The sequence below is a fragment of the Geomonas sp. RF6 genome (assembly GCF_021044625.1).
Classification (GTDB): domain Bacteria; phylum Desulfobacterota; class Desulfuromonadia; order Geobacterales; family Geobacteraceae; genus RF6.
Window position 1 is genome coordinate 41058 of record NZ_CP087999.1, and the last position, 19927, is coordinate 60984.

Genomic DNA, 19927 nt, shown 5'->3' on the forward strand with positions numbered 1-19927 from the left:
TCTGTTCAAAGGGGGTGGTTGCGATGTTGAGATTAGGCTGGTGGGTTCTTGCCCTCATTTTGGTCCTAGGGCTCGGTTCCTTCGGTGCTCAGGGATGCGGTAGCACGTTCACCTATGTAACGGAGGAGATCAAAGAGCTGATCGCCGGAGAGCGGGTCGGTCCCTAAGGTCAGAATCATTACCAGTGCCCCCCTGCGGCGTATCCTTTAGGGCATCCGAATCGTCTATACAGTCAAAAGCCACGAAGGAGGTAGGAGTATGTTCGGATGGGGCGTAGGGTGCACAGGCTTCTGGTGGGTCTATCCATTGTTGTTCTTCCTGGTGATGGGCTTCTTCATGATGCGAGGGTGCGGTTGCATGTCCGGTTGGGGCGGCCGCGGGCAACGCCGCGATCCCAACTCCGCGATAGCCGCGGAAGAAATCCTGAAGAGGCGGTATGCACTCGGGGAGATCGATCTTGAGCGGTTTGAAGAGATGAAGAAAAAGATAGCCGAGTGACACGGCCAAACGAAAGGGGGCTGAACATGAAAGGATGCTGTGGGAGCAAAGAAAAACAACGAGCCGACTACGAGCTCGTAAAACTGGAGAGGGCAACGCAGGTTTGCCCTATGTGCGAGGAATATGCGCAGCGCCAGAAGTCCAAGCCGGTAGCGGTGGTCTGCTGCGAAGGGGCCTGCCTCCGTGGAGAAGTGGCCCGACAGGCCGCAAATCTCCTCTGTCACTCCCTTGCGCCAGAGAAGACCGTGCGTATCTGCCTTGGCGGCGCCTTTACTAAGGATACAGGGCAGCGTGGCTTGGTCAGGGACGCGAGCCGGCTGATTGCCTTGGAAGGCTGCTTTATCAACTGCTCATCACGTATGATGGGTGGGGTCATCGACGGGTTGACGCCAGAAGTGATCATCGCGGACCAACTGTACGAGTTCGACCGAGCCCTCTTCGGAATCGACGAGATGACTCCAGAGGAAATCCAGAAGCATGCTCGTGCTGTCGCAGAAAAAATCGCGGCAAGTCTTTGAAGCCCAACCGAGGCATCCCCTCCAAAAAGGGGATGCCTACCTTTGCCTACTCTGCACCGCTAATAAGGAATTCTTCGACCTCGGCACGGGACATCATGTCACTAAAGCACCAATAGTCTCCACCTCTGCCAATACTGTCGGCTATGTCGGCGAACTTGCGCATGCAGGATCGGAATATGAAAGGGCCAAAGCTGACTCTGTTCACTCCCAGTTTCTGCAACACTGCCAACGGAGCAGCATTGGGCGTCACCAGTATGTTCAAGGGGCCCTCGATCCGGTTTTTAAGGACCCGTACCGTATCCTCGTCTCCCGGCCCCATAGGATATACACAGTCTGCACCGGCACCGGAGTAGGCCCTCGCCCTTGCCACCGCGTCCTCTGTGGCGTCTTCCCGTGTGCTGAATGACGACGAGAAATAACTGTCTATCCTGGCGTTGATGACGAGAGGGATGTTACGCGCTGCCGCGGCTCGCCGTACCAGTGCAATCCTCTGGCATTGCTCGTCAATATCCCTGAGGGCGCCTCCTGCCTCAAGACCATCTTCGATATTGATCCCAGCTACTCCGGTACCCAACACCTGGAAGACGGTTTCTTCCAACTCCGACAACGACTCTCCATATCCCGTCTCAATGTCAGCAGTCACAGGCACATCCACAGCTCGCGCTATGCGCTCGATGACATCGAGAGCAGTCGCTCTCTTGATCTTTTCGCCGTCCTCATAACCAAGAGCTGCCGAGATCGCGGCACTGGCGGTTGCAACTGCAGGATACCCCTTCTTCTCAAGAATACGTGCACCTAGAGGGCTCCAAATATTCGGCAACACCAGCATGTTATCGCCGTAGTGAAGTGAGCGCAGCCGTTCTGCTTTCTCTTTCTGAACTGTCGAATCCACAACCTAGTCCCTCCTTGCCCCGTTACTCTCGTCAGGGAGCAATAACACATTAACCAAAGCATAGGAAGAATATATTAGCGCCCCTGGCCAAGCATGGCATTTCCAGATGAAGAGGATTTTTTCGAACACAACCGGAGTAATACAAGAGCTTGACAGACGAGAACAAAGGAGTATATGAGTATATACGCATACACTGGGGGCTTTACATGAGCGACACGACGAAGTTAAAGGCAGAAATCCTCAAGGCCATCGCGCAACCGACACGCCTCAAAATCATAGAATTCTTACGGGAAGGGGAACGCTGCGTCTGCGAGATCTTTCCCGCCATAGGAGAGGAGCAGTCCAATACCTCCCGTCATCTCAACATGATGACTGCCAGCGGGATCCTCTCCCGACGGAAGGACGGGCTGAAGATTTACTATGCCATCAACCACGCCGAAGTCCTGATCATTGTGGACCTGGCCGCCACGATCATGATGTCGGAAATAACCAAGCGGCATGAGATGTTGAAGGCGGTGTAAGCGGAGAAGTCATGAAAGATCTGCGCATCGAGTGGCTGCACTACGACGAGGCGGGGGAGACCTGCGACCGGTGCTCGAGTACAGGGAGTACCCTTGCGAAGACAGTGGAGGACCTGCGCAACGAACTGGCTGCACAAGGGGTCACGGTGACCTTTGTCGAGACCCTGCTGGAGGCACCAGAGATCTCCAGATCAAACATGATCCTTTTAAACGGAGAAGCGCTGGAGACCCTTGTCGATGCCGAGGCATCCGCGAGCCCATGCCCTTCATGCTCATGCCTGACCGGCAGTGAGACGGCCTGCCGAACCGTCAGATGTGACGGCGCCGAGTATGAGGACATCCCCGAGCACCTCATCCGTAAAGCAGTCGCTGCGGCTCTACGGAGGTAGCTCCCCTTTTTTTGCCGGACTATATGAGTGGAAACTCAACCGCTCATGGAGGGACCAGATGTTCACGCCGGTCGCGGACTTCATAGTTTTCACACTATTCAATCTCACCCCCGGGAGCCACGTCGGCGATGCCCTCCACTTCTTCATCTACGACACACTCAAGATCTTTTTCCTCCTGGCGGTGATCATCTACCTGGTGGCTATCATCCGATCGTACTTCCCACCCGAGAAGACGAAGCGGATCCTGTCGCACGAAAGGGAATATGTCGGAAATGCTGTCGCAGCCGGTCTCGGTGTCGTCACTCCCTTCTGTTCCTGTTCGGCCGTTCCCCTCTTCATCGGCTTCGTGGAATCCGGCGTTCCCCTGGGAGTTACCTTTTCCTTCCTGGTATCGTCCCCCATGGTGAACGAAGTGGCGCTCATCATGCTGTGGGGCATGTTCGGGTGGAAGATCGCCCTCATATACATCGGTACCGGACTCGTCGTCGCGATCGCCAGCGGCATCGTCATCGGACGGCTCAAAATGGAGAAGCACGTCCAGGACTACGTCTGGGAGATGCGGGTGGGGAGCACGGAGATTGTGGAGCAGGGATGGCCGGAGCGCTTCCGGTACGCCAGAGAGTACACTCTCGGTCTCCTGAAGAAAATCTGGCCATACGTGGTGATCGGCATCGCCGTTGGCGGCTTCATCCACGGCTATGTCCCGCAGGATTTCCTCGCGAAGTGGGCAGGGAGGGAAAATCCGTTCGCCGTACCGGTCGCGGTGGCTCTGGGGGTGCCGCTCTACAGCAATGCCGCCGGGATCATTCCGATCGTTCAGGCCCTGACAGCAAAGGGAATGGCCATCGGCACAGTCCTCGCCTTCATGATGGCTGTCACGGCACTCTCCCTGCCTGAAGCAGTAATACTCAGCAACGTCCTTAAAAAGCCGCTTCTGGCGACGTTCTTCGGTACGGTAGCCTTCGCCATAATCCTCGTCGGCTACCTCTTCAACGCCATTTTGTAACGGCGCTCCTCGAAAGGAGCTGCAGAGCCGAATTTTCCTGAAGGGGGATAGTTATGAAAATCGAAATCCTGGGTCCCGGCTGCGCGAAGTGCAAGACACTGTACGAGAACGTAAGGAAGGCAGTTGCAGAGAGCGGTTCAGCTGCCGAAGTCGTCAAGGTGGAAGAGATCCGGAAGATCATGGCGTACGGCGTCCTGAGCACCCCGGCACTCGTCATAGACGGCGAGGTAAAGTTCTCGGGGAAGGTTCCCTCCGTCAATGAGCTCAAGGGGATGCTTTAGGACGGGCAGGCGCCACGTGTGAAGAAACCACCAAAGGAGACGGTAATGAAATCAAAGCTCGCAGCCATGGCGATTATCCTTGCTCTCGCCGCGCAGGCACATGCAGAACTGCCATCCGCTTCTGCAGCTGCCATTCAGCAAGCCCTCACCTCGGGAAAACCTGTCGTCATCGACCTCGGCGCTCGCACCTGCATCCCGTGCAAGAAAATGGCGCCGATACTGGAGGGGCTCTCCAAAGAGTACCGTGGCAAGGCGAACGTCCTCTTCATAGACGTTCATGCAGACCGAGCTGCCGCTGAGCAATTCCGCATCCAGATGATCCCTACCCAGATCTTCTTCAATGCCCAGGGGAAAGAGGTGAAGCGCCACATCGGATTCCTGGAGAAGGCGGAGATCGTAAAGTATCTCCAGACGGCCGGGCTGAAATGAGCTTTCTGGACAACATCGAGCAGATCGTCACCCTCTACCCCGTCGTCGCCTTCGGGGCAGTCTTCCTGGCCGGAGTACTTTCGTCAGCATCCCCTTGCGTGCTGGCGACAATCCCGCTGGTGATCGGCTTCGTAGGAGGGTACTCTGACGGCGACCGCCGGAAAGCATTCCGATACTCACTGGCGTTTGTCGTGGGACTGTCGTTGACCTTTACCGCGCTGGGCGCCGCGGCAGGTATTTTCGGTACCATGTTTGGATCTCTGGGTGGCGGATGGTATGTGGCGGCAGGGACAGTAGCCATCCTGATGGGGTTGCAGATGCTCGGCGCCTATGAGATCCGCCTGCCGCTCCGGTGGAATTATCAGCCCGGTAGACGCGGCGTGGTCGGGTCCTTTCTCCTTGGACTCCTGTCTGGTGCGGTCTCATCCCCCTGCGCCACCCCGGTCCTGGTCGTCATACTTACTGTGGTAGCCACGACAGGTCATGTGTTGTACGGCGTCAGCCTCCTCTTTACGTATGCCATCGGCCACTGCGTGTTGATGCTCGCTGCAGGAACGTCCGCAGGCTTTGTGGACGCCTTCATCAAGACAAAGGGAGTGGTGAGTTTTTCCGTATGGGTAAGGCGCATAAGCGGAGGCATCATCACGGCGGCAGGCGGCTGGTTTATCTGGAATGCCTTTTAGCTCATCATCGAAAAACGCCGGCTTCCTGGCGGCGCACCAGTAGCAGCCAGGCCAGCAGTAGAACTTCCGGCCGGTCTCGCCGCCAGAGATGGTCTCCGGGCATCTCCCTCTGCAGCGCTGCGGGCCGCAGCGTCCACCGCCGAAGCAGCACCATGCAGCGGCGGCGCCTCCTGCTGATAGACTCTTATCAAGGGAGGAGGTCTAGCGATGGAAGAAACAGGCCATGCACCAGGTTGCGGCTGTGCGGCGCACGCAGCGGATGCGTCCGTTTCCCTTGTGGGCAGTACCGGGCAGGTTGTCTTTGACGTTCGGGAGAAGTCGTCGATGATCAGGTATCTCGGCGAGACAGCGGTCACCATGAAAGGAGGGGCGTTCAGCGCCGGGAAAGTCCAGGCCGTCGCAGTCCTTTGGCAGGTAGGGCGGTATGTCTCGCGGGAGTATGTGACGTGGTGGGATTACCAGCAGCCGGGGTATCCGGAGCGATTCGAGGCCATGAGCAGGGCGGACTATGTCACCTTCAATTTTTACGGCGACATCGGCCGGATCGAGAGGACCTTCATCACGTCCAACCCGCTGAAGGGGTTCTTTGCCCGTGCGATCAGGGAGATCAGTGAAGCGGCGCCGTGGAGTGCGGACGACTTCGCCTCGGCGCGGCTTCAGATCATGAGCGGGCTCCTGGCCGCGCAGCGTTCGCTGTGGGACGCCGCGGATGGTGCCGACGGCTAGGTGCAGCATGAATAGCCATCAGACGGATTCCCAGGCGCCGGTCCTGAAGGAGAAGGTCTCGTCCTTGGCGGCTACCGCCGCCATCGCAGGCAAGATGCCTGCGCTCCAGCGTGAATGGCACCCGCGACGCCTGATCCACCCTCGCCTGCAGCGCCGGGAGGAGTCGCTGCCGCGGGGAAGACACCGGACACAGCAGGAAATGCAACAACCCGCGCTGGAGCACAGGCTTCCCAGCCTGTAGCCGCGGCGCCAGCCGCGTAGCTTGTATGGCGGCTACCGCCGCAGGCAAGATGCCTGCGCTCCAGCGTGAATGGCACCTGCGCAGGCGTGATCCCCTGCGCCTCCGGGGTCGGCACGGTCGGTGCTGCCAGGAAGAAGACGCCGACAACGAGCCATCCATCTACCCTGCTTTCACAGGTACCTCACCACCTGCAGCACCCCGCTCACCCGCCACGGCAGGCTCCCCATGACGGTGTTGCGCCCCCCGAAAGTCCCTCCCACATAGGCGCCGACGGTCCACTCTCTGGAGATGAAGTATTGCGCGGCGAGCTGCGTCAGGCTCGAGCCGTCGTATGGGCTTATGAAGAGAACGCCGCTCGTGTTGAGCCGCGACGGGATGGCGTCCGGGTAGTCGAAGCGCAGGAAGATCTGGTGCTGCATGAAGGGCTCCTGCTGGTCCGCCGCGTACTGGCGGAGGTACCAGAGCTCCGAGGACAATGCGCTGCTCCTCTTCCCGAGCGTGATCCACCTGTCGAACTCCCTACCATTCAGCCCCGCCTGGTGGTAGTGGTACTCGAGGTTCACCGTGAGCTTCGAAATCCCCGTCCACGACGCGCCGACGGCAACGTCATTCTTGAACCCTTTCCCCCGCGCCCCCTGCGGCACGACCGGGATCCCCGGCGGCAGGGCCCGGGTCTCCTGCCCGAAGCCTATCGCCCTCTCCGTCAGGCTCTCTTCACGCACGCCGGACCATTCGAGGTAGCCCACTATCCCCGAGCTCAGGACCCTGCTTACATTGACCCCGATGTGGGTGCCGATATCGTCGTGAAAGAGGAGAAGCTGCGGGCTTAACTCCGCGATGCTGTAGCTTGCCGAGGCGAAGAGACGGTTTTCCGAGTTCGTCTGTCCAAGGAGCGGGTCGAGGCTCGCGGGTGTGCGGGCAAGAGGTGAGGAGTTCTGCAGCTTTGGCGCAAAGGCCACGGTTGCGGAGCCGTTGTCCCAGATCTTTTGCGCCAGCACCATGACGGTGCCGAGACGGTTCTCCCGCAGCGCCGACGGGTCGATGGAGGCGAGATTTACGGTGGTGCGCGCCTTGAAGTAGTCGGTGGGATTGTAGCCGAGCGCCGTGCCGCTTTTCAGGTTGATACGCCCCGCCTCCAGGTAGCTGCGCGGCGCGAACTCCCAGGAGATCACCCCTTCCCGAAAGTCGTTGCGCAGCGTTCCAGCGGAGGGAAAATCGATCACATTCCCTTCGAAGAGACTGAGCCGGTCGCTGAGCCCCAGCCGCAGCTGCGGCGCGATCTGCCAGCTGTAGTCCATGTCGGCGCTGGTGCGGTTTTGCCAGCTCCCCACGCGGTCCGGCACCGGCACGGCGAGACCCTTGCGCTTCACCCACCCCGTCAGGGCGTTTTCCAGGAAGGCCCGTCCCCCCGGTGCTGCACGCTCTTCAGTCGACGGCGCCTCCTGCGGCGCGTTTCGCACCGCCTGCGGAATGAGCTCAAGATCCTCGTTTTCGTCGCGCGGCTCCTCCCCCCTCGCCGGGTGCGCGGCGAGGCAAAAAAGGAGCAAAAGGAGCGTCGCCTGCCTGCGCATCATTCACCCTTCAGACGCGGGAGAAACTCACGCTGGTACCAGCTGTCCGGGATCTTCTTCGCCTTGTAGCCGGAGAGGTTCATGGTGGTGACGAGCTTTGGGTTCACCCCGTCGATGAGGATGATCTCCGCCGGTCTCTGCGCGCCGAGCTGCTCTTCAAAGTTGTGATAGTAGGCGATCTTCAGGAGCCGACCGCTGTCTGAGTAGAATTTTCCCTTCACCGGCCGGTAGCTGTCCTTTTCCACCCAGTACTCGGCGCGTCCGTAGATCGCGCTGTCGTTACTCGGCGTGAGCTCGAGGTGCCAGCATTTGCGCGGCTTGCGGTCCGCGTCGTTCAGCATTTCCCCTTCCGGCGGGCCGACGAGCTTCGCCTGGTAGTCCCTGGCGAAATTCACCGTCACCACGTCCCCCTCGGCTGCCTGCCCGATGAGCCTCTGCTGCGGAGAGATCCGCACACTCGTCCTCGAAGCCGGGTCGTAGAACCACATCGTGGTGCCGCTCATGAGGACGGCTTTCCCGGCGTCGCGAGGGGGCTCCAGGTAGCGCACGAGGTTCTTGTATTGCCCCGTCCCCTGGTCGATCTTGGAGTAGACCCGCAGGATGACTTCGTTTCGCGCCGCTCCGTTCACGTACTCGGTGAGGCGCAGCCCGACCTGGAAAGGCTCCGCAGGGTTTCGCACCGCATCGGAGCGGGTGATGATGTTTTGCGCCGACTCGGCGGAGAAGGCGTACGGCACCGCGAAAAAGAGGAGCAGGATAATCGGAAGAGAGAGGTTCACTTTTTTCATACGTGCCCCAGTGCATCGACGATTTTCATCCGGGCCGCTCGCCGCGCCGGGATCCAGGCGGCAACGGTGGCCATGGCGCAAAGGCCGAGCCAGATCTCGAAGATGAGGTGCTCGACGCCGCGGGTCCGGACGATAAGGTTGGTCGGGTGGGACTGTCCCGGCGGATGCCAGGTGAGCCCCGCGTGGTTGACGCCGTAGCTGGCAAGATAGCCGAGGATGATGCCGAGAGTCGCGCCGATGACACCGAGGATCGCCCCCTCGAGGATGAACTGGAGGGTGATCCCCTTTTTCTTCACCCCGAGCGCCCTCAGCGTTCCTATCTCCTGGGTGCGCTCCATCACGCTCATGCTCATGGTGTTCACGACCGTAAAGAGGACAATTACCGCCATGACGACGGAGATAAAGGAGAAGATCGCCACGAACATCCCCACCGCCTGCTTGTAGAAGGGTTGCAGCTCGTTCAGCTCCTTCGTCTCGAGGTCGAGATGATTCTCCCTGATCAGCCGCTCCAGGCGGGCGCGGGCGACCGGAATGTCCTCCGTGCGGTGCAGCTGCACCACGATCCCCACCGCCTTTTTCTCACCGCGTCCGTACAGCAGGCGCTGCGCGAGGTTGAAGTTCATCACCACGAGAGCGTCGTCGTACTCCTTCACCCCTTGGGAAATCGCCTTGTCGACATAGAAGTTGACGACATTCGGCGCCCCCGCCGCGGTCGCCGCCAAAAGGTCGAGACGTGGAGCGGACTGCGGCTCCCCTCCGTTTGGCGCCCCGGACGCGGACTCTTTTGCCTCTCCCTCCAGGGCGCTGAAATCACGGGTCGCCGGCCCCGAGATCGCACCGGCGGCGGGCTGATCGCCCCCCTCCCCTTTCGGGCAGTCGCCCAAATGGAGCGCCTCGCAAAGCCCGAGCATCCTCGCCAGCCCCACTCCGATGAAGCCATGGGACTCGTCCTGCTCGTTGATGCGGTTACTCGCCGCGACCGGGTCGTAGTCCAGGTGGTGCTCGTTCCAGCGTCGCATCTTGTTGTAATCCGCCGGCACGACACCGAGCCCGAAGAAGGTCTTCGACGCCTGCGCCTCGAAGTTTCCCGCTATCCCGAAAAGGTTGATGGTGGGGGTGACCACGTTGATCATCGGCTTGAGAACCGGGTCGTTTCCAATCAGCGCCAGCACCGCCTGGTAGTTGTCGATGCCGTACGACGCGGGGTTTCCCACACCGTACTTGAAGTAGCCGTTCCTGAAGACCGCGAGATGTCCCGACCGCGTCACGTTCTGCGTTTCCAGCGCCACGAAGATGTGGGAAGTGAAGCCGCCGAAGAGGAGGAGAGCCATGGCGCCGACCGCGATGGCGGAGACGGTCATGAGCGAACGCCTGAGATTTCTGAGAATATTTCTGGCAGCGATCTTCAGCGTCGTCATTTGTCCCTCTCGACGTGCTCGATCAGTTCGCCGTCGCGGATGGAGAATACGCCCTGGGCGTGGGAGATGAGCTGCGGATCGTGGGTGGAGAAGATGAAGGTGGCGCCGTAGCGCTCCTGGACGCCGTACATGAGCTCGATGATGGCGGCGCTCGTCTTGCTGTCCAGGTTCGCCGTCGGCTCGTCCGCCAGCACGAGGCTCGGCCCCTTCACGAGCGCACGCGCTATCGCGACCCGCTGCTTCTGCCCGCCGCTCAGCTGGTTCGGCCGGTGCGACGCATGGTCCGCGAGTCCGACGGACTCGAGCATCGCCATGGAGCGCTCGCGCCGCTCCGCCGCCGGGAGCCCGAGGAGGGTCAGGGGGTACTCCACGTTTTCAAAGGCGGAGAGAACAGGGATGAGGTTGAAGTTCTGGAAGACGAAGCCGATGTGCTTCGCACGGAATTCGGAGATGGAGTCGTCGGAGATGGCGCCGACATCCTGCCCGCACACCTCGATCCGTCCTTCCGTCGGCTGGTCCAGGCAGCCGATCATGTTGAGGAGCGTTGTCTTCCCGCTCCCGGAGGGGCCCAGTACCATGGAGAAGCGCCGGCGAGGGATGGAAAGGGAGACCTTGTTCAGAGCAGGGATGGAGACCTCCCCGACCTGGTAGATCTTCGACACCCCCTGGAATATCACCACCTGATCTTCCTGCACGAAGCGCCCCTCCTCATATCACTCAGACTAAGAATTTTACTTGAGGTCCCCCCTCCCTTGACGGGAGGGAGACAGGGGGTGGGTGAGGCTGCTACCAGCTGGACTCGTGGCACCTTCCCCCCCACCCTGTCCCTCCCCCGCATGGGGGGAGGGGACGTTCCAACTCCTGCCCGAAGTCCTCGGAGGTACCGCACGCTCTGAAGCGGTGCTGATGTCATGAGTGCACATTTGACTCTTCCTCAGCTGCGGCAGATTAAAGCATACAAAAGAGAATGTCAATCGAGCTCCGAGAACAACCAGACCGTCTATGAAAGCTCATTGTGACTTCCGTGTTGATGTCCGAAAACAGCTAGTCTTATCCCTTCCGATGCTATAGAAGTAGAGAAGAGGAGATAGAGGATGGAAATTCGCACCCTTCCGCTCGACAAAACAGCCTGCTACGACGCCATGCGCGCCCACGACTCCCGCTTTGACGGCCGCTTTTTCTGCGGAGTTTCTTCCACCGGGATCTATTGCCGCCCTATCTGCCGCGTCAAGCTTCCCCAGGAGAAGAACTGTTCTTTCTTTCCGAGCGCTGCCGCCGCCGAGGCTGCAGGGTACCGCCCGTGCCTCAGGTGCAGGCCGGAGCTCGCTCCCGGCCTCGCCCCTGCCGATTCCTTTGCAAGGATTGCCAGATCGGCCGCCCGCATCATCGAAACGGAGTGCCTCGCTGACCAAAAGATCGTCGACCTAGCCGAGATGCTGGGGATCACCGACCGCCACCTGCGCCGCATATTCCTCTCGGAGTACGGAGTCTCCCCTGTGCAGTTCCTCCAGACCCGCCGGTTGCTCCTGGCAAAGAGCCTCCTCACCGATACCTCCCTCCCTGTAACGGAGGTGGCGATGACAGCAGGGTTTGGCAGCATCCGCCGTTTCAACGACCTTTTCCAGAAACGCTACCGCCTCGCGCCGTCGAGACTTCGAAAGGAGACGGAGAGCGGCTTGCGGGTGGCAGACTCCCTCACCTTCACCCTCGCGTACCGCCCGCCGTACGCCTGGAACGAGCTTCTCTCTTTCCTGCGGGACCGCGCCATTCCGGGGGTGGAGTCGGTGACAGCGGAAGCGTACCGTCGAACTGCGGCGATTCGAAAGGGGGATACCGTGCACAAGGGGTGGATCTCCGTTTCGCCGGCGCCGCGCCGTGATGCGCTGACCGCCACACTCTCCATGTCGCTGCTCCCGGTCCTGCCGCAGGCTCTCGCCCGGATCAGGCATCTTTTCGACCTCGACTCCGACCCGGCAGCGGTGCAGGAAAAGCTCTCGTCGATGGCGGCACTTTCACCTCACCTTCCCGTCGCCGGCATCCGGGTCCCCGGCTCCTTTGACGCATTCGAGATGGCGACGCGGGCGGTTCTGGGGCAGCAGGTTACGGTGAAGGCGGCCCGCACGCTGGCGACGCGGCTGGCCGCTTCTTTCGGTGAAAAGGTGGAGACGCCCTTTGCAGAGCTTTGCTGCACCTTTCCTCTTCCAGAAAGGGTGTGCGGGCTCGAGCCTGTGGCCGATCATCTGGGGCCACTGGGGGTGATAGGCGCGAGGGCGCGTTCCATTCAGGCGCTGGCGCAGGGGATTTCCTCCGGCTCCATCACCCTTTCCCCTCATGCCGATGCCGCACAGGAGATGGCAAAGCTTCTGAAGCTCCCCGGTTTCGGCCCATGGACTGTCCAGTACGTCGCCATGCGCGCCCTTGGCTGGCCAGATGCCTTCCCCGATACTGATTATGGCGTAAAGAAGGCGCTCGCAACGTTGCCGGAAGGTAAGCGGCGGGAGTTGCCGAAGACATGGAGCCCTTGGCGCTCCTACGCTACGATATCGCTTTGGAATCTGCTGAGTACGACGAAGGAATAGAGAGAGGAGATGAAATGATCTACACGTGCACGATCGAAACGCCGCTTGGGGCAATGACAGCAGCAGTGCAGGACGATGCGCTCACGGGGCTGTGGTTCATGGGGCAGAAATACTACCCTACCTGTGCGGAGAAGTGGATTTGCCAGGAAAAGCATCCGGTTTTTCGGGCGGTGCAGCTTTATCTCTCCCGGTATTTTTCGGGTGAAGCGTGCGCCCACAACTTCCCGCTGGCACCACAGGGATCGCCATTCCAGAAAGCGGTATGGGAGGCGCTGACGAGGATCCCTTACGGGGAGACGGTGACGTACGGCGCGATTGCCAAAGAGATAGCCGGTTGCATGGGGTGCGCGACGATGTCCGCGCAAGCGGTAGGGGGCGCGGTGGGACACAATCCGATATCGATAGTGATACCGTGCCACAGGGTGCTGGGGGCAAACGGGAAGCTCACGGGGTATGCGGGAGGCGTGGAGAAGAAAGAGGCCTTGCTGCGGCTGGAAGCCGGATCGATCGGCGTGCGGCTGTGAGGTAGGCGCCGGGCGCGCGTCTATGGCGGCTGCGCCGCCATCGCAGGCAAGAGGCCTACGCTCCACGCGGTGCCAAAAGTCGTCTTCATAGCCCCCCCCGGATCGTGACGGCAGCAGCCCTCCTCGTAATCGCCGATTTTATACTTCATATAGTGAACCCGCGCTGGAGCACAGGCTTCCCAGCCTGTACCGGCGGCGCCAGCCGCCGCACCTGTGGCGGCTGCGCCGCCATCGCAGGCAAGATGCCTACGCTCCAGCGCGGTGCCGGCAGTCGTCTTCATAGCCACCCCGGTCGTGACGGCAGCAGCCTGCTGTAATCGCCGATTTTCGGTCTTCCCAGCCTGTACCGGGCGGCGACCGCTTATTTGTCTCTGCGTAATCTGCGAATAGAGCTTTTACTTGCTGGATCCCACAGAAAAAGCCCCGTGACCATCGCCGCGGGGCTTCTCCTTTGCTGTAGATACCCTTTTTTAGCTAATTCGCCGTCACAGTTATCGATGCGCCGGGGACCGTGTTTCCGTCCAGATCGACAATCTTCGCTCCCGCCTCAATGAGGCTGCTGGTGAAGGCGGGCGTTGTGCCGGTGGGCACTGCGCAGGCGATGCTGATGAACTGTCCGGAGGCGAGTCCGTCCGAGCTCGCCAGCCCGACACGTACCTTTCCGGGGGTGCCCGTGGAGGCGGCGGTGTACTTGGCGATGGCGAGCGACCCGCTGGCCGCGCTCATTACGGCACCCGCCACAGCCCCGGTGGTGTCGGAGACAACGGTCACCCCTGCAGGCAGGTCGAGGGTCAGGTCGATACCGTACGCTTTTGCCGTCCCCCCCGCAAGCGACAGCTTCACAACCATCGTCTTCGAACCGACATTGAGAAGCGCGGGCGGCACGGTGCCCGTCGTCACGCCCGTCTGGTTCAGGTTGCTTCCAAGGTATGCATTGAGTGCCGTGGTGAACGCTGTCTTCTTCGCCTCGGACATGCCGTCGCTGTTTGCAGCCAAGTCGTTCTGTAGGGCAGTTACGAGGTTGAAGACGGCATCAGCAGTATTGGTCGTAGCCATCTTCGAAAGGGTGGCGAGCGCCAGGGTGTAGATTTTCTGCGGGGTGGTGGCAGTAGACATGGCCAGAGCAGTGACGTCCACCGGTGTCGTTCCGATCACATCGACCCCGAAGATGGTGCTGACCACTGCGTTCGCGGCTTTGATGTTGGCGGCGGTGAGCGTGCCGGCCTTTTGGACGGCGAGGTGGGTGAGCGGCGTGACAGAAACCGTTACGTTGCCCGCCACCTTGTCCACGGCAGCCATAAGCGGCTTCTGCGGCGTAATGGTGACCGCCGTGCCGGTAGCCTCGTCAAGGTACGCCCCGCTGACGGTCACAAGGACCGGGCCGCTGTAGCTCCCGAGATCTGCAGCGTAGTACCCCCTCGCGTCAGTGGAGGTCGTCTTCAGCAATTGGCCGCTTTCGCCGTACAGCTGGCTGATCGAGTAGATATTTACATTGCTGAGGCCGTTCTTGATAAGCCCAGCCGAGGCGACACCGCTCACGGTATTGGTGGCCGTCGTCCCAGCCCCGCCTCCACCGCCGCATCCCGCCAGTGACAGCGCAACTGCCCCAAGGATCATATACAGCGCGTTCTTCTTCATCAATTCCTCCGTGTCTTATGAGACAGGGTGTGAGCCTGTCCCGATAACAGTGTAAATACTGCATGTGCTGCGTCTTGATAGCAGCTTTTCCTCCCCGGTGCAATACTCTTAAAGGTCAATGACAGCGAGGCCCCAATAAATCCTGTACAAGGACATAAGCTCTCACTACCGCTGTGTTTGGCACAGAAGACTCTGAGTCAGGGATTGAACGCTGAAAGTATGGGCGAGAAAAAAGGCCGCTCCTCAATCGGAGGCGGCCTTTTCTGTTTTTTAGGCGGTTGCCTTGGCGGAAGATTTTTTTGTCTTTGCGGGCTTTGCGGGCTTGGCAGCCTTGTCGCCGCCCTTCCCTCTTGCAGGAGCTTTCTTTGCCTCCAGCTTTGCCATGCGCACTTCACGCGCCTTTGCCAGGTTGTCCGCCAGGCCGCGCTCCTGTGCCATCTGCCTCCTCGCCTCCGAGTAGCTCTTTGCCGAGAGCGACTGCGTTGCGGGGATACCGTGCTTTTTCTTGTAAGCGCCCGGCTTCATCTGATGAGCCGTGCTGAGGTGCCGGGTAAGGGTCTTGAAACCGCCGGCCCCACACTCCAAGCAGATGACCTCGTGCTTCTTGAAGGCATCCTTGACCATCAAAGGAGCTTTAGCCTCTGTTGTTTCTTCGAGCGACTGCCCACCTTCCAACTTCTTCAGGGCGGTGTGAACCTTTTCGATCTCGGCTAACAGCTCCTCTGTCGTCATAGTTGTCTTAGCAGCATGCGCTGCTACTAGGTTTGCTGCGACTTCTACCAGTGTCGCCATCGGTGCTCCTTCCGTCTATAGGATAATTACCTGTGGAATAATGTTCCGGTTTAAGGGAAGTGTCAATAGCCAACTGCACAATTATGAGCAACTACAGTAAAAAAAATGTGTAGACGGTCTTTCCAAACAGAGATTTCGGGGTCCTACGGTCCGAGTCGAAGCAATGCACGGAATTCACGCCACTCCTGTACTTGCGGAGCTATCGCTTGAGCATCATGCCATAGCGCTCTTTAAGGAGATTTCGAAGCCGGGTCATGAAGCGCTCACCGGGATCGATCTTCACGGTTGGACGGTACCTTCCGTCGAGCTCCCTGCGGAGCGCGTAGTGAGGCAGCGCCTTGTCCTGGTATTCGTGGTGTCCCAGGAGATAGCCAATGGAGGGATGACGAGAAACGAGATCGGCGATAAGCGCCGCATCCGCCTCAAGCTGGGCCTCGGTAAGCGCACTCTCCCCTTCCCCGACATTTTCAATCCCCAAGGCGAGGTGATTGAAGCCGATCGTGTGCCGGCAGACCACGTTGTCAGGTGCGAGCCGGTAAATGGTTCCGTTGAGGTCGACCATGAAATGCGCGGAGACGTTGACAGCGCCGCCGCTGCGGATGTCCTCGCGCGAAAGAACGGCGGGAGTGAAAAAGCGCTCGCTTTCGGCGAGGCTCAGGAAAGCGGTGTAGTGAACGACAATCATCTGCGGCTTTTCCAGCAGATGCCCTTCGTTTCCGTAGTGGAGCCTGCAGTAATCGTTGGTGAGCGCCAGCCGCTCCTCGTTGAAGAGCGGCCGCTTGATGACCTTGAGCCGGCCCTCGCCGCCATGCGAGCACCCTGCAAGGACAGCGAACAGCATCAGTAAAAGGGGACAGGCTGACTGGCGAACTCGGTGCATGCAATTTCTCTCCCGATTTTCAGCCTGGCAATTGACCATACTATCGGCCGCCTGTCAATACAGGGAGCGATGCGGCAAGATGCATCATTGCCGGGGAAGATTCACTCTCTCGACAACGGGTGCCTGTTGTTTATAGTTGGAAGGTTTTGGGAAATTCAGTCCAGCTAAGGAGGTTCGCCATGCAACTCGAGATAGACGTAATGCAGGTCGATTATCCAGACGGATGCAATATCATCCTCGGCCAGACCCACTTCATCAAAACGGCCGAAGACCTCTACGAGATCATCGCCACCTCCGTCCCTCAGGCCCGCTTCGGGATCGCCTTCACGGAGGCGTCCGGCCCGTGCCTGATCCGCAGCGAAGGGAACGACGCAGAATTGGCCAAAGAATGCGAAGGTATTCTCAACGAGATCGGCGCCGGCCACGTCTTCTGCGTCCTGCTTCGCGACGCGTATCCCATAAACGTGTTGAACCAGATCAAGGGGTGTCCCGAGGTGTGCCGGATCTATTGCGCAACAGCAAACCCCCTCCAGGTGATGATTGGCTCCACGACGCAGGGACGCGGCATCCTCGGGGTCATCGACGGTTTTCCGCCAAAAGGGGTCGAGTCGGAAAAAGACAGGCAGGACCGCCGGGATCTCCTTCGACGGATCGGGTACAAGCGGTGAGGTAGACGAACGAAAGGCCCCCTCGCTTCTGGTGAGGGGGTTCAGGCAGAAGGAAACCGGCGCTGTTAAAACAGGTCGCGACAGGAAGGAAAAGATTGTGCCTCGGCAAGACAGAAGGTATAAAGTCATGCCAGGCAAGTGGCAGATTCACAGAAGGGGCAACAGGTTCCTACCAGAGTGACCATAGACAAATCATCACGCAACCGCCTCAACGAGAAGCTCCTCCAGCACTTTTCCGGAGAAACCCTCTTCGATGCCATCGGACGCGCCGTCTGCCGCGCGGGATGCCTCCCGCGCAAGGAACTGTACGAGGCGTGGGAGGTCGCGCGCCGCGTCAGGCGCCGATTCCGGGGGGGGCGGGTCGTCGACCTCGCCTGCGGCCACGGCCTTCTCGCCATGATCCTCCTGCTCCTCGACGACAGCTCCCCCAACGCCCTCGCCGTCGACCGCCGCATCCCCGCAAGCGGCGGCGCGCTGCAAGGAGCGATGCTGGCAGAGTGGCCGCGCCTGCAAGGGCGCGTGGAGTTTGTCGAGGAGGACCTTGCGGAGGTGACCTTGCAGGCCGGTGATCTTGTCGTCTCGGCCCATGCCTGCGGCGCCCTCACCGATCTCGTCCTCGACCGCGCAATCGCTGCGGGGGCAAGGGTCGCGGTGCTGCCGTGCTGCCATGACTACCGCGGCGCCGAACTGGGCGGCCTCGACGGGTGGATGGACGGCGCGCTGGCGCTGGACGTCATGCGCGCCGGCCGCCTCCGCGCTGCCGGATACCGGGTCTACACCCAAACCATTCCCGGAGACATCACCCCGAAAAACCGGCTCCTCATGGCCGAGCCTGTTCTCCATTCCGCCCCCCGCGGCTAGAGATCACCGCCCCTTCCAGAAGTTCGGGTAGATGAGTGCCACACCTACGGCGACACCGTACTTCGGCGCCGGCCCGTCGTGCTCTACATTCCAGAAAGGCTCGACAAAACAGCTCACATCTTGCCTCCCGATCCTGAATACCCGCCCGACCCCGAGGTCGACGGGGAGAAGCTTCTTGCCGTTCTTCCAGTTGAATAACATCTGGGGCTGCGATCTCAAAAACCATCCCTTCCCGAGCTGGTAGGACGCGAAGGGCTGGAAAACCATTACGCTGACATCCTTGCGCGTATCCTCACCGGCAAAAGAGATGGGGTTTTGCAGAAGCACCCCCACCAGCCACCTCTCAGGCGTGAACGCCACTCCCGCAGCGGGTCCTACTTGCCACTTTTCCTGTCCCGTCTCGCGCCGGCTTGCCGTCGGGAAGACGAAGACCGGCCCGACCCCCCAGATGACGTTCGGAGCCGGATAGAATACCGCGAGGTCAAGGAAACGCAGGTCGCCGGAACCGGTGACGCCGCCGGGGAGTGTGATCGCTGCGGGAATGGAGAGTAGCGAGAGCTGGGGGAGAGGGATCAGGCGCCGCTTCGGCAATGGCATCGTTACGGAGAAAAGGACCGCGTTGCCGTCGCCGTGGAGGTCGAGGTATTCGGGGTGGTAACTCTCCAGGAGCCGCAGCTGCAGAATGGAAGATATCGGCGCATTCGCCTGATTCACCAGATCCGCCTGCGGCGAGGGGTCCGGCGTCTCCTCTCCACGGGCTCCGGCCACGGCAATCGCGGTGCCTAGCAGAATGGCGAAGATGACGGCGCGCAGCGGGGAACCTTCCATCGGTCGTACTCCTTCATCATGAGCCACGGGGAGGAGCGCATTCCCCTCGGACCCGCCTTCGCTGGCGCTCGATGTGGTGCGAGCCGGGCGCCTGCGCTCCGCCGGTTATCGCGTCTACACCCAGAAGATCCCCTCGGACATCACGCCGAAAAACCGGCTTCTCATGGCGGAGCCGCCCCCGGGGCACTGCTCCCCCTGAGGACGCTCCCTGTCGCAGCGGCGCGGCCGGCTCCTCGATCCGGCACCTCTTCCCCTAGAACGGCTCCGGTATGAACTTGAAGGGGTAATCCGGGGAGTGGTACTTCGGGTTCTTCTCCCGGGCCGGCAGCTTTACCTTGTCGTGCGGCACGTCCTTGTAGTGGATCTGGCTCAGCAGGTGGGTGATGAGATTGAGCCGCGCACGCTTCTTGTCATCGGATTTCACCACGTACCACGGCCCCCACGACGTGTCCGTCGCGGCAAACATCTCGTCGCGCGCCCGGGTGTAGTCGTCCCAGCGGCTGTACGACTTGAGATCCATGGGGGAAAGTTTCCAGATCTTGCGCCCGTCGTCGATGCGTGCCTCGAGTCTGCGGGTCTGCTCGTCGGGGCTTACCTCCAGCCAGTATTTCAGAAGGATGATGCCGGAATCGACCATCGCCTTTTCCACCATCGGCACCATCTGCAGGAACTTTTTGGACTGCTCCTCGGTGCAAAACCCCATCACCCGCTCCACACCGGCGCGGTTGTACCAGCTCCGGTCGAAGATGACGATCTCCCCTGCCGAGGGGAAGTGCTGAATGTAGCGCTGGGAGTACATCTGCGACTTCTCACGTTCCGTCGGGGCGGGGAGAGCCACCACCCGGAAGGTCCGGGGACTGACCCGCTCGGTGATCGCCTTGATCGTCCCCCCTTTTCCAGCTCCGTCGCGCCCTTCGAAGACGACGCACACCTTGAGCCCCTTGTACTTCACCCACTCCTGGAGCTTCACCAGCTCAACATGCAGCTTCGCGAGCTCCTTGTCGTAATCCTTCGTCTTCAGCTTCCCCCCTGCCGCCTCAGTGCCCCCCTTCTTCTTTTTCTTTCCCTTGGCCATGACATCCTCCTCTGTACCGGCTCCAGCCGCTCGACCGCGCGTTTTCTTGATGGTTCCCCTCCCTCGACAGGAGGGGGACAGGGGGTGGGTGAAGCCTGCCATCGGCTGGAATGGTGGCACC

General features: G+C 60.5%; 24 protein-coding genes. 14 read left to right on the top strand and 10 right to left on the bottom strand.

Features of this window, described 5'->3' with window-relative positions; all coding sequences use genetic code 11:
- Nucleotides 1-258 precede the first annotated feature (258 nt).
- Nucleotides 259-498, top strand: coding sequence for an SHOCT domain-containing protein (locus LPW11_RS00160; protein WP_230996104.1), 240 nt, complete (start codon nt 259-261; stop codon nt 496-498).
- A 26-nt stretch (nt 499-524) separates the two neighbouring features.
- Entirely contained in the window at nt 525-1016 is a 492-nt protein-coding gene (locus tag LPW11_RS00165) for a putative zinc-binding protein (RefSeq protein ID WP_230996105.1), read from the top strand.
- Between the two features lie 46 nt (nt 1017-1062).
- Here the strand turns inward: LPW11_RS00165 and LPW11_RS00170 are convergent, their stop codons facing one another.
- A complete protein-coding gene (locus tag LPW11_RS00170; protein WP_230996106.1) occupies nt 1063-1908 on the bottom strand; it encodes an isocitrate lyase/PEP mutase family protein in 846 nt (281 codons plus the stop codon).
- A gap of 206 nt (nt 1909-2114) precedes the next feature.
- On the opposite strand from LPW11_RS00170, the gene LPW11_RS00175 reads away from it, so the two are divergent.
- From LPW11_RS00175 to LPW11_RS00210, 8 genes are all read left to right on the top strand, one after another.
- On the top strand, nt 2115-2429 hold the full coding sequence (locus tag LPW11_RS00175; protein WP_230996107.1) for an ArsR/SmtB family transcription factor: 315 nt from the start codon (nt 2115-2117) through the stop codon (nt 2427-2429).
- Nucleotides 2430-2440: 11 nt separating this feature from the next.
- On the top strand, nt 2441-2818 hold the full coding sequence (locus tag LPW11_RS00180) for a DUF2703 domain-containing protein (protein WP_230996108.1): 378 nt from the start codon (nt 2441-2443) through the stop codon (nt 2816-2818).
- A 58-nt stretch (nt 2819-2876) separates the two neighbouring features.
- The gene (locus LPW11_RS00185; protein WP_230996109.1) at nt 2877-3824 is read left to right on the top strand and encodes a permease; all 948 of its coding nucleotides are present in this window, start codon (nt 2877-2879) and stop codon (nt 3822-3824) included.
- 53 nt (nt 3825-3877) lie between these two features.
- Nucleotides 3878-4105 (top strand): thioredoxin family protein, encoded by a 228-nt coding sequence (locus LPW11_RS00190; RefSeq protein WP_230996110.1) that lies wholly within the window; start codon nt 3878-3880, stop codon nt 4103-4105.
- A gap of 45 nt (nt 4106-4150) precedes the next feature.
- Entirely contained in the window at nt 4151-4534 is a 384-nt protein-coding gene (locus tag LPW11_RS00195; RefSeq protein WP_230996111.1) for a thioredoxin family protein, read from the top strand.
- The gene (locus tag LPW11_RS00200) at nt 4531-5217 is read left to right on the top strand and encodes a cytochrome c biogenesis CcdA family protein (RefSeq protein ID WP_230996112.1); all 687 of its coding nucleotides are present in this window, start codon (nt 4531-4533) and stop codon (nt 5215-5217) included. Before LPW11_RS00195 ends, LPW11_RS00200 begins: the two co-directional genes overlap by 4 nt.
- A gap of 207 nt (nt 5218-5424) precedes the next feature.
- A complete protein-coding gene (locus LPW11_RS00205; RefSeq protein ID WP_230996113.1) occupies nt 5425-5943 on the top strand; it encodes a hypothetical protein in 519 nt (172 codons plus the stop codon).
- Between the two features lie 7 nt (nt 5944-5950).
- The gene (locus tag LPW11_RS00210; RefSeq protein ID WP_230996114.1) at nt 5951-6184 is read left to right on the top strand and encodes a hypothetical protein; all 234 of its coding nucleotides are present in this window, start codon (nt 5951-5953) and stop codon (nt 6182-6184) included.
- Nucleotides 6185-6354: 170 nt separating this feature from the next.
- On the opposite strand, the gene LPW11_RS00215 is transcribed toward LPW11_RS00210, so the two are convergent.
- From LPW11_RS00215 to LPW11_RS00230, 4 genes are read right to left on the bottom strand one after another with little or no spacing between them, the layout of a single operon-like run.
- Nucleotides 6355-7758: a hypothetical protein gene (locus tag LPW11_RS00215; RefSeq protein ID WP_230996115.1), complete on the bottom strand. Its 1404-nt coding sequence runs from the start codon at nt 7756-7758 to the stop codon at nt 6355-6357.
- Nucleotides 7755-8543, bottom strand: coding sequence for an outer membrane lipoprotein-sorting protein (locus tag LPW11_RS00220; RefSeq protein ID WP_230996116.1), 789 nt, complete (start codon nt 8541-8543; stop codon nt 7755-7757). The genes LPW11_RS00215 and LPW11_RS00220 overlap by 4 nt, the downstream gene beginning before the upstream one ends.
- Entirely contained in the window at nt 8540-9961 is a 1422-nt protein-coding gene (locus LPW11_RS00225) for an ABC transporter permease (protein WP_230996117.1), read from the bottom strand. The genes LPW11_RS00220 and LPW11_RS00225 overlap by 4 nt, the downstream gene beginning before the upstream one ends.
- Nucleotides 9958-10656, bottom strand: coding sequence for an ABC transporter ATP-binding protein (locus LPW11_RS00230; protein ID WP_230996118.1), 699 nt, complete (start codon nt 10654-10656; stop codon nt 9958-9960). Before LPW11_RS00230 ends, LPW11_RS00225 begins: the two co-directional genes overlap by 4 nt.
- A gap of 399 nt (nt 10657-11055) precedes the next feature.
- Between LPW11_RS00230 and LPW11_RS00235 the strand changes: the two genes are divergently transcribed.
- Nucleotides 11056-12540, top strand: a complete 1485-nt coding sequence (locus LPW11_RS00235; protein ID WP_230996119.1) for an AlkA N-terminal domain-containing protein — start codon at nt 11056-11058, stop codon at nt 12538-12540.
- Between the two features lie 14 nt (nt 12541-12554).
- Nucleotides 12555-13064, top strand: coding sequence for a methylated-DNA--[protein]-cysteine S-methyltransferase (locus tag LPW11_RS00240; RefSeq protein WP_230996120.1), 510 nt, complete (start codon nt 12555-12557; stop codon nt 13062-13064).
- 474 nt (nt 13065-13538) lie between these two features.
- Here the strand turns inward: LPW11_RS00240 and LPW11_RS00245 are convergent, their stop codons facing one another.
- From LPW11_RS00245 to LPW11_RS00255, 3 genes are all read right to left on the bottom strand, one after another.
- The gene (locus LPW11_RS00245; protein ID WP_230996121.1) at nt 13539-14702 is read right to left on the bottom strand and encodes a hypothetical protein; all 1164 of its coding nucleotides are present in this window, start codon (nt 14700-14702) and stop codon (nt 13539-13541) included.
- Nucleotides 14703-14972: 270 nt separating this feature from the next.
- Nucleotides 14973-15494, bottom strand: a complete 522-nt coding sequence (locus LPW11_RS00250) for a MucR family transcriptional regulator (RefSeq protein WP_230996122.1) — start codon at nt 15492-15494, stop codon at nt 14973-14975.
- A 199-nt stretch (nt 15495-15693) separates the two neighbouring features.
- On the bottom strand, nt 15694-16374 hold the full coding sequence (locus LPW11_RS00255; protein WP_230996123.1) for a peptidoglycan recognition protein family protein: 681 nt from the start codon (nt 16372-16374) through the stop codon (nt 15694-15696).
- Nucleotides 16375-16553: 179 nt separating this feature from the next.
- Between LPW11_RS00255 and LPW11_RS00260 the strand changes: the two genes are divergently transcribed.
- Together LPW11_RS00260 and LPW11_RS00265 are read left to right on the top strand one after the other, a co-directional pair.
- Nucleotides 16554-17042 carry an adenosine-specific kinase gene (locus LPW11_RS00260; RefSeq protein WP_230996124.1) on the top strand — a complete coding sequence of 163 codons (489 nt, stop codon included), beginning with the start codon at nt 16554-16556 and terminating at the stop codon, nt 17040-17042.
- A 183-nt stretch (nt 17043-17225) separates the two neighbouring features.
- Nucleotides 17226-17903 carry an SAM-dependent methyltransferase gene (locus LPW11_RS00265; protein WP_230998347.1) on the top strand — a complete coding sequence of 226 codons (678 nt, stop codon included), beginning with the start codon at nt 17226-17228 and terminating at the stop codon, nt 17901-17903.
- Between the two features lie 3 nt (nt 17904-17906).
- Here LPW11_RS00265 and LPW11_RS00270 read toward each other — a convergent pair whose 3' ends face one another.
- Both LPW11_RS00270 and ppk2 read right to left on the bottom strand, forming a co-directional pair.
- The gene (locus tag LPW11_RS00270) at nt 17907-18731 is read right to left on the bottom strand and encodes a hypothetical protein (RefSeq protein ID WP_230996125.1); all 825 of its coding nucleotides are present in this window, start codon (nt 18729-18731) and stop codon (nt 17907-17909) included.
- Nucleotides 18732-18984: 253 nt separating this feature from the next.
- Complete coding sequence (gene ppk2, locus LPW11_RS00275; RefSeq protein WP_230996126.1) at nt 18985-19806, bottom strand: polyphosphate kinase 2; 822 nt, start codon at nt 19804-19806, stop codon at nt 18985-18987.
- Nucleotides 19807-19927: the final 121 nt, after the last annotated feature.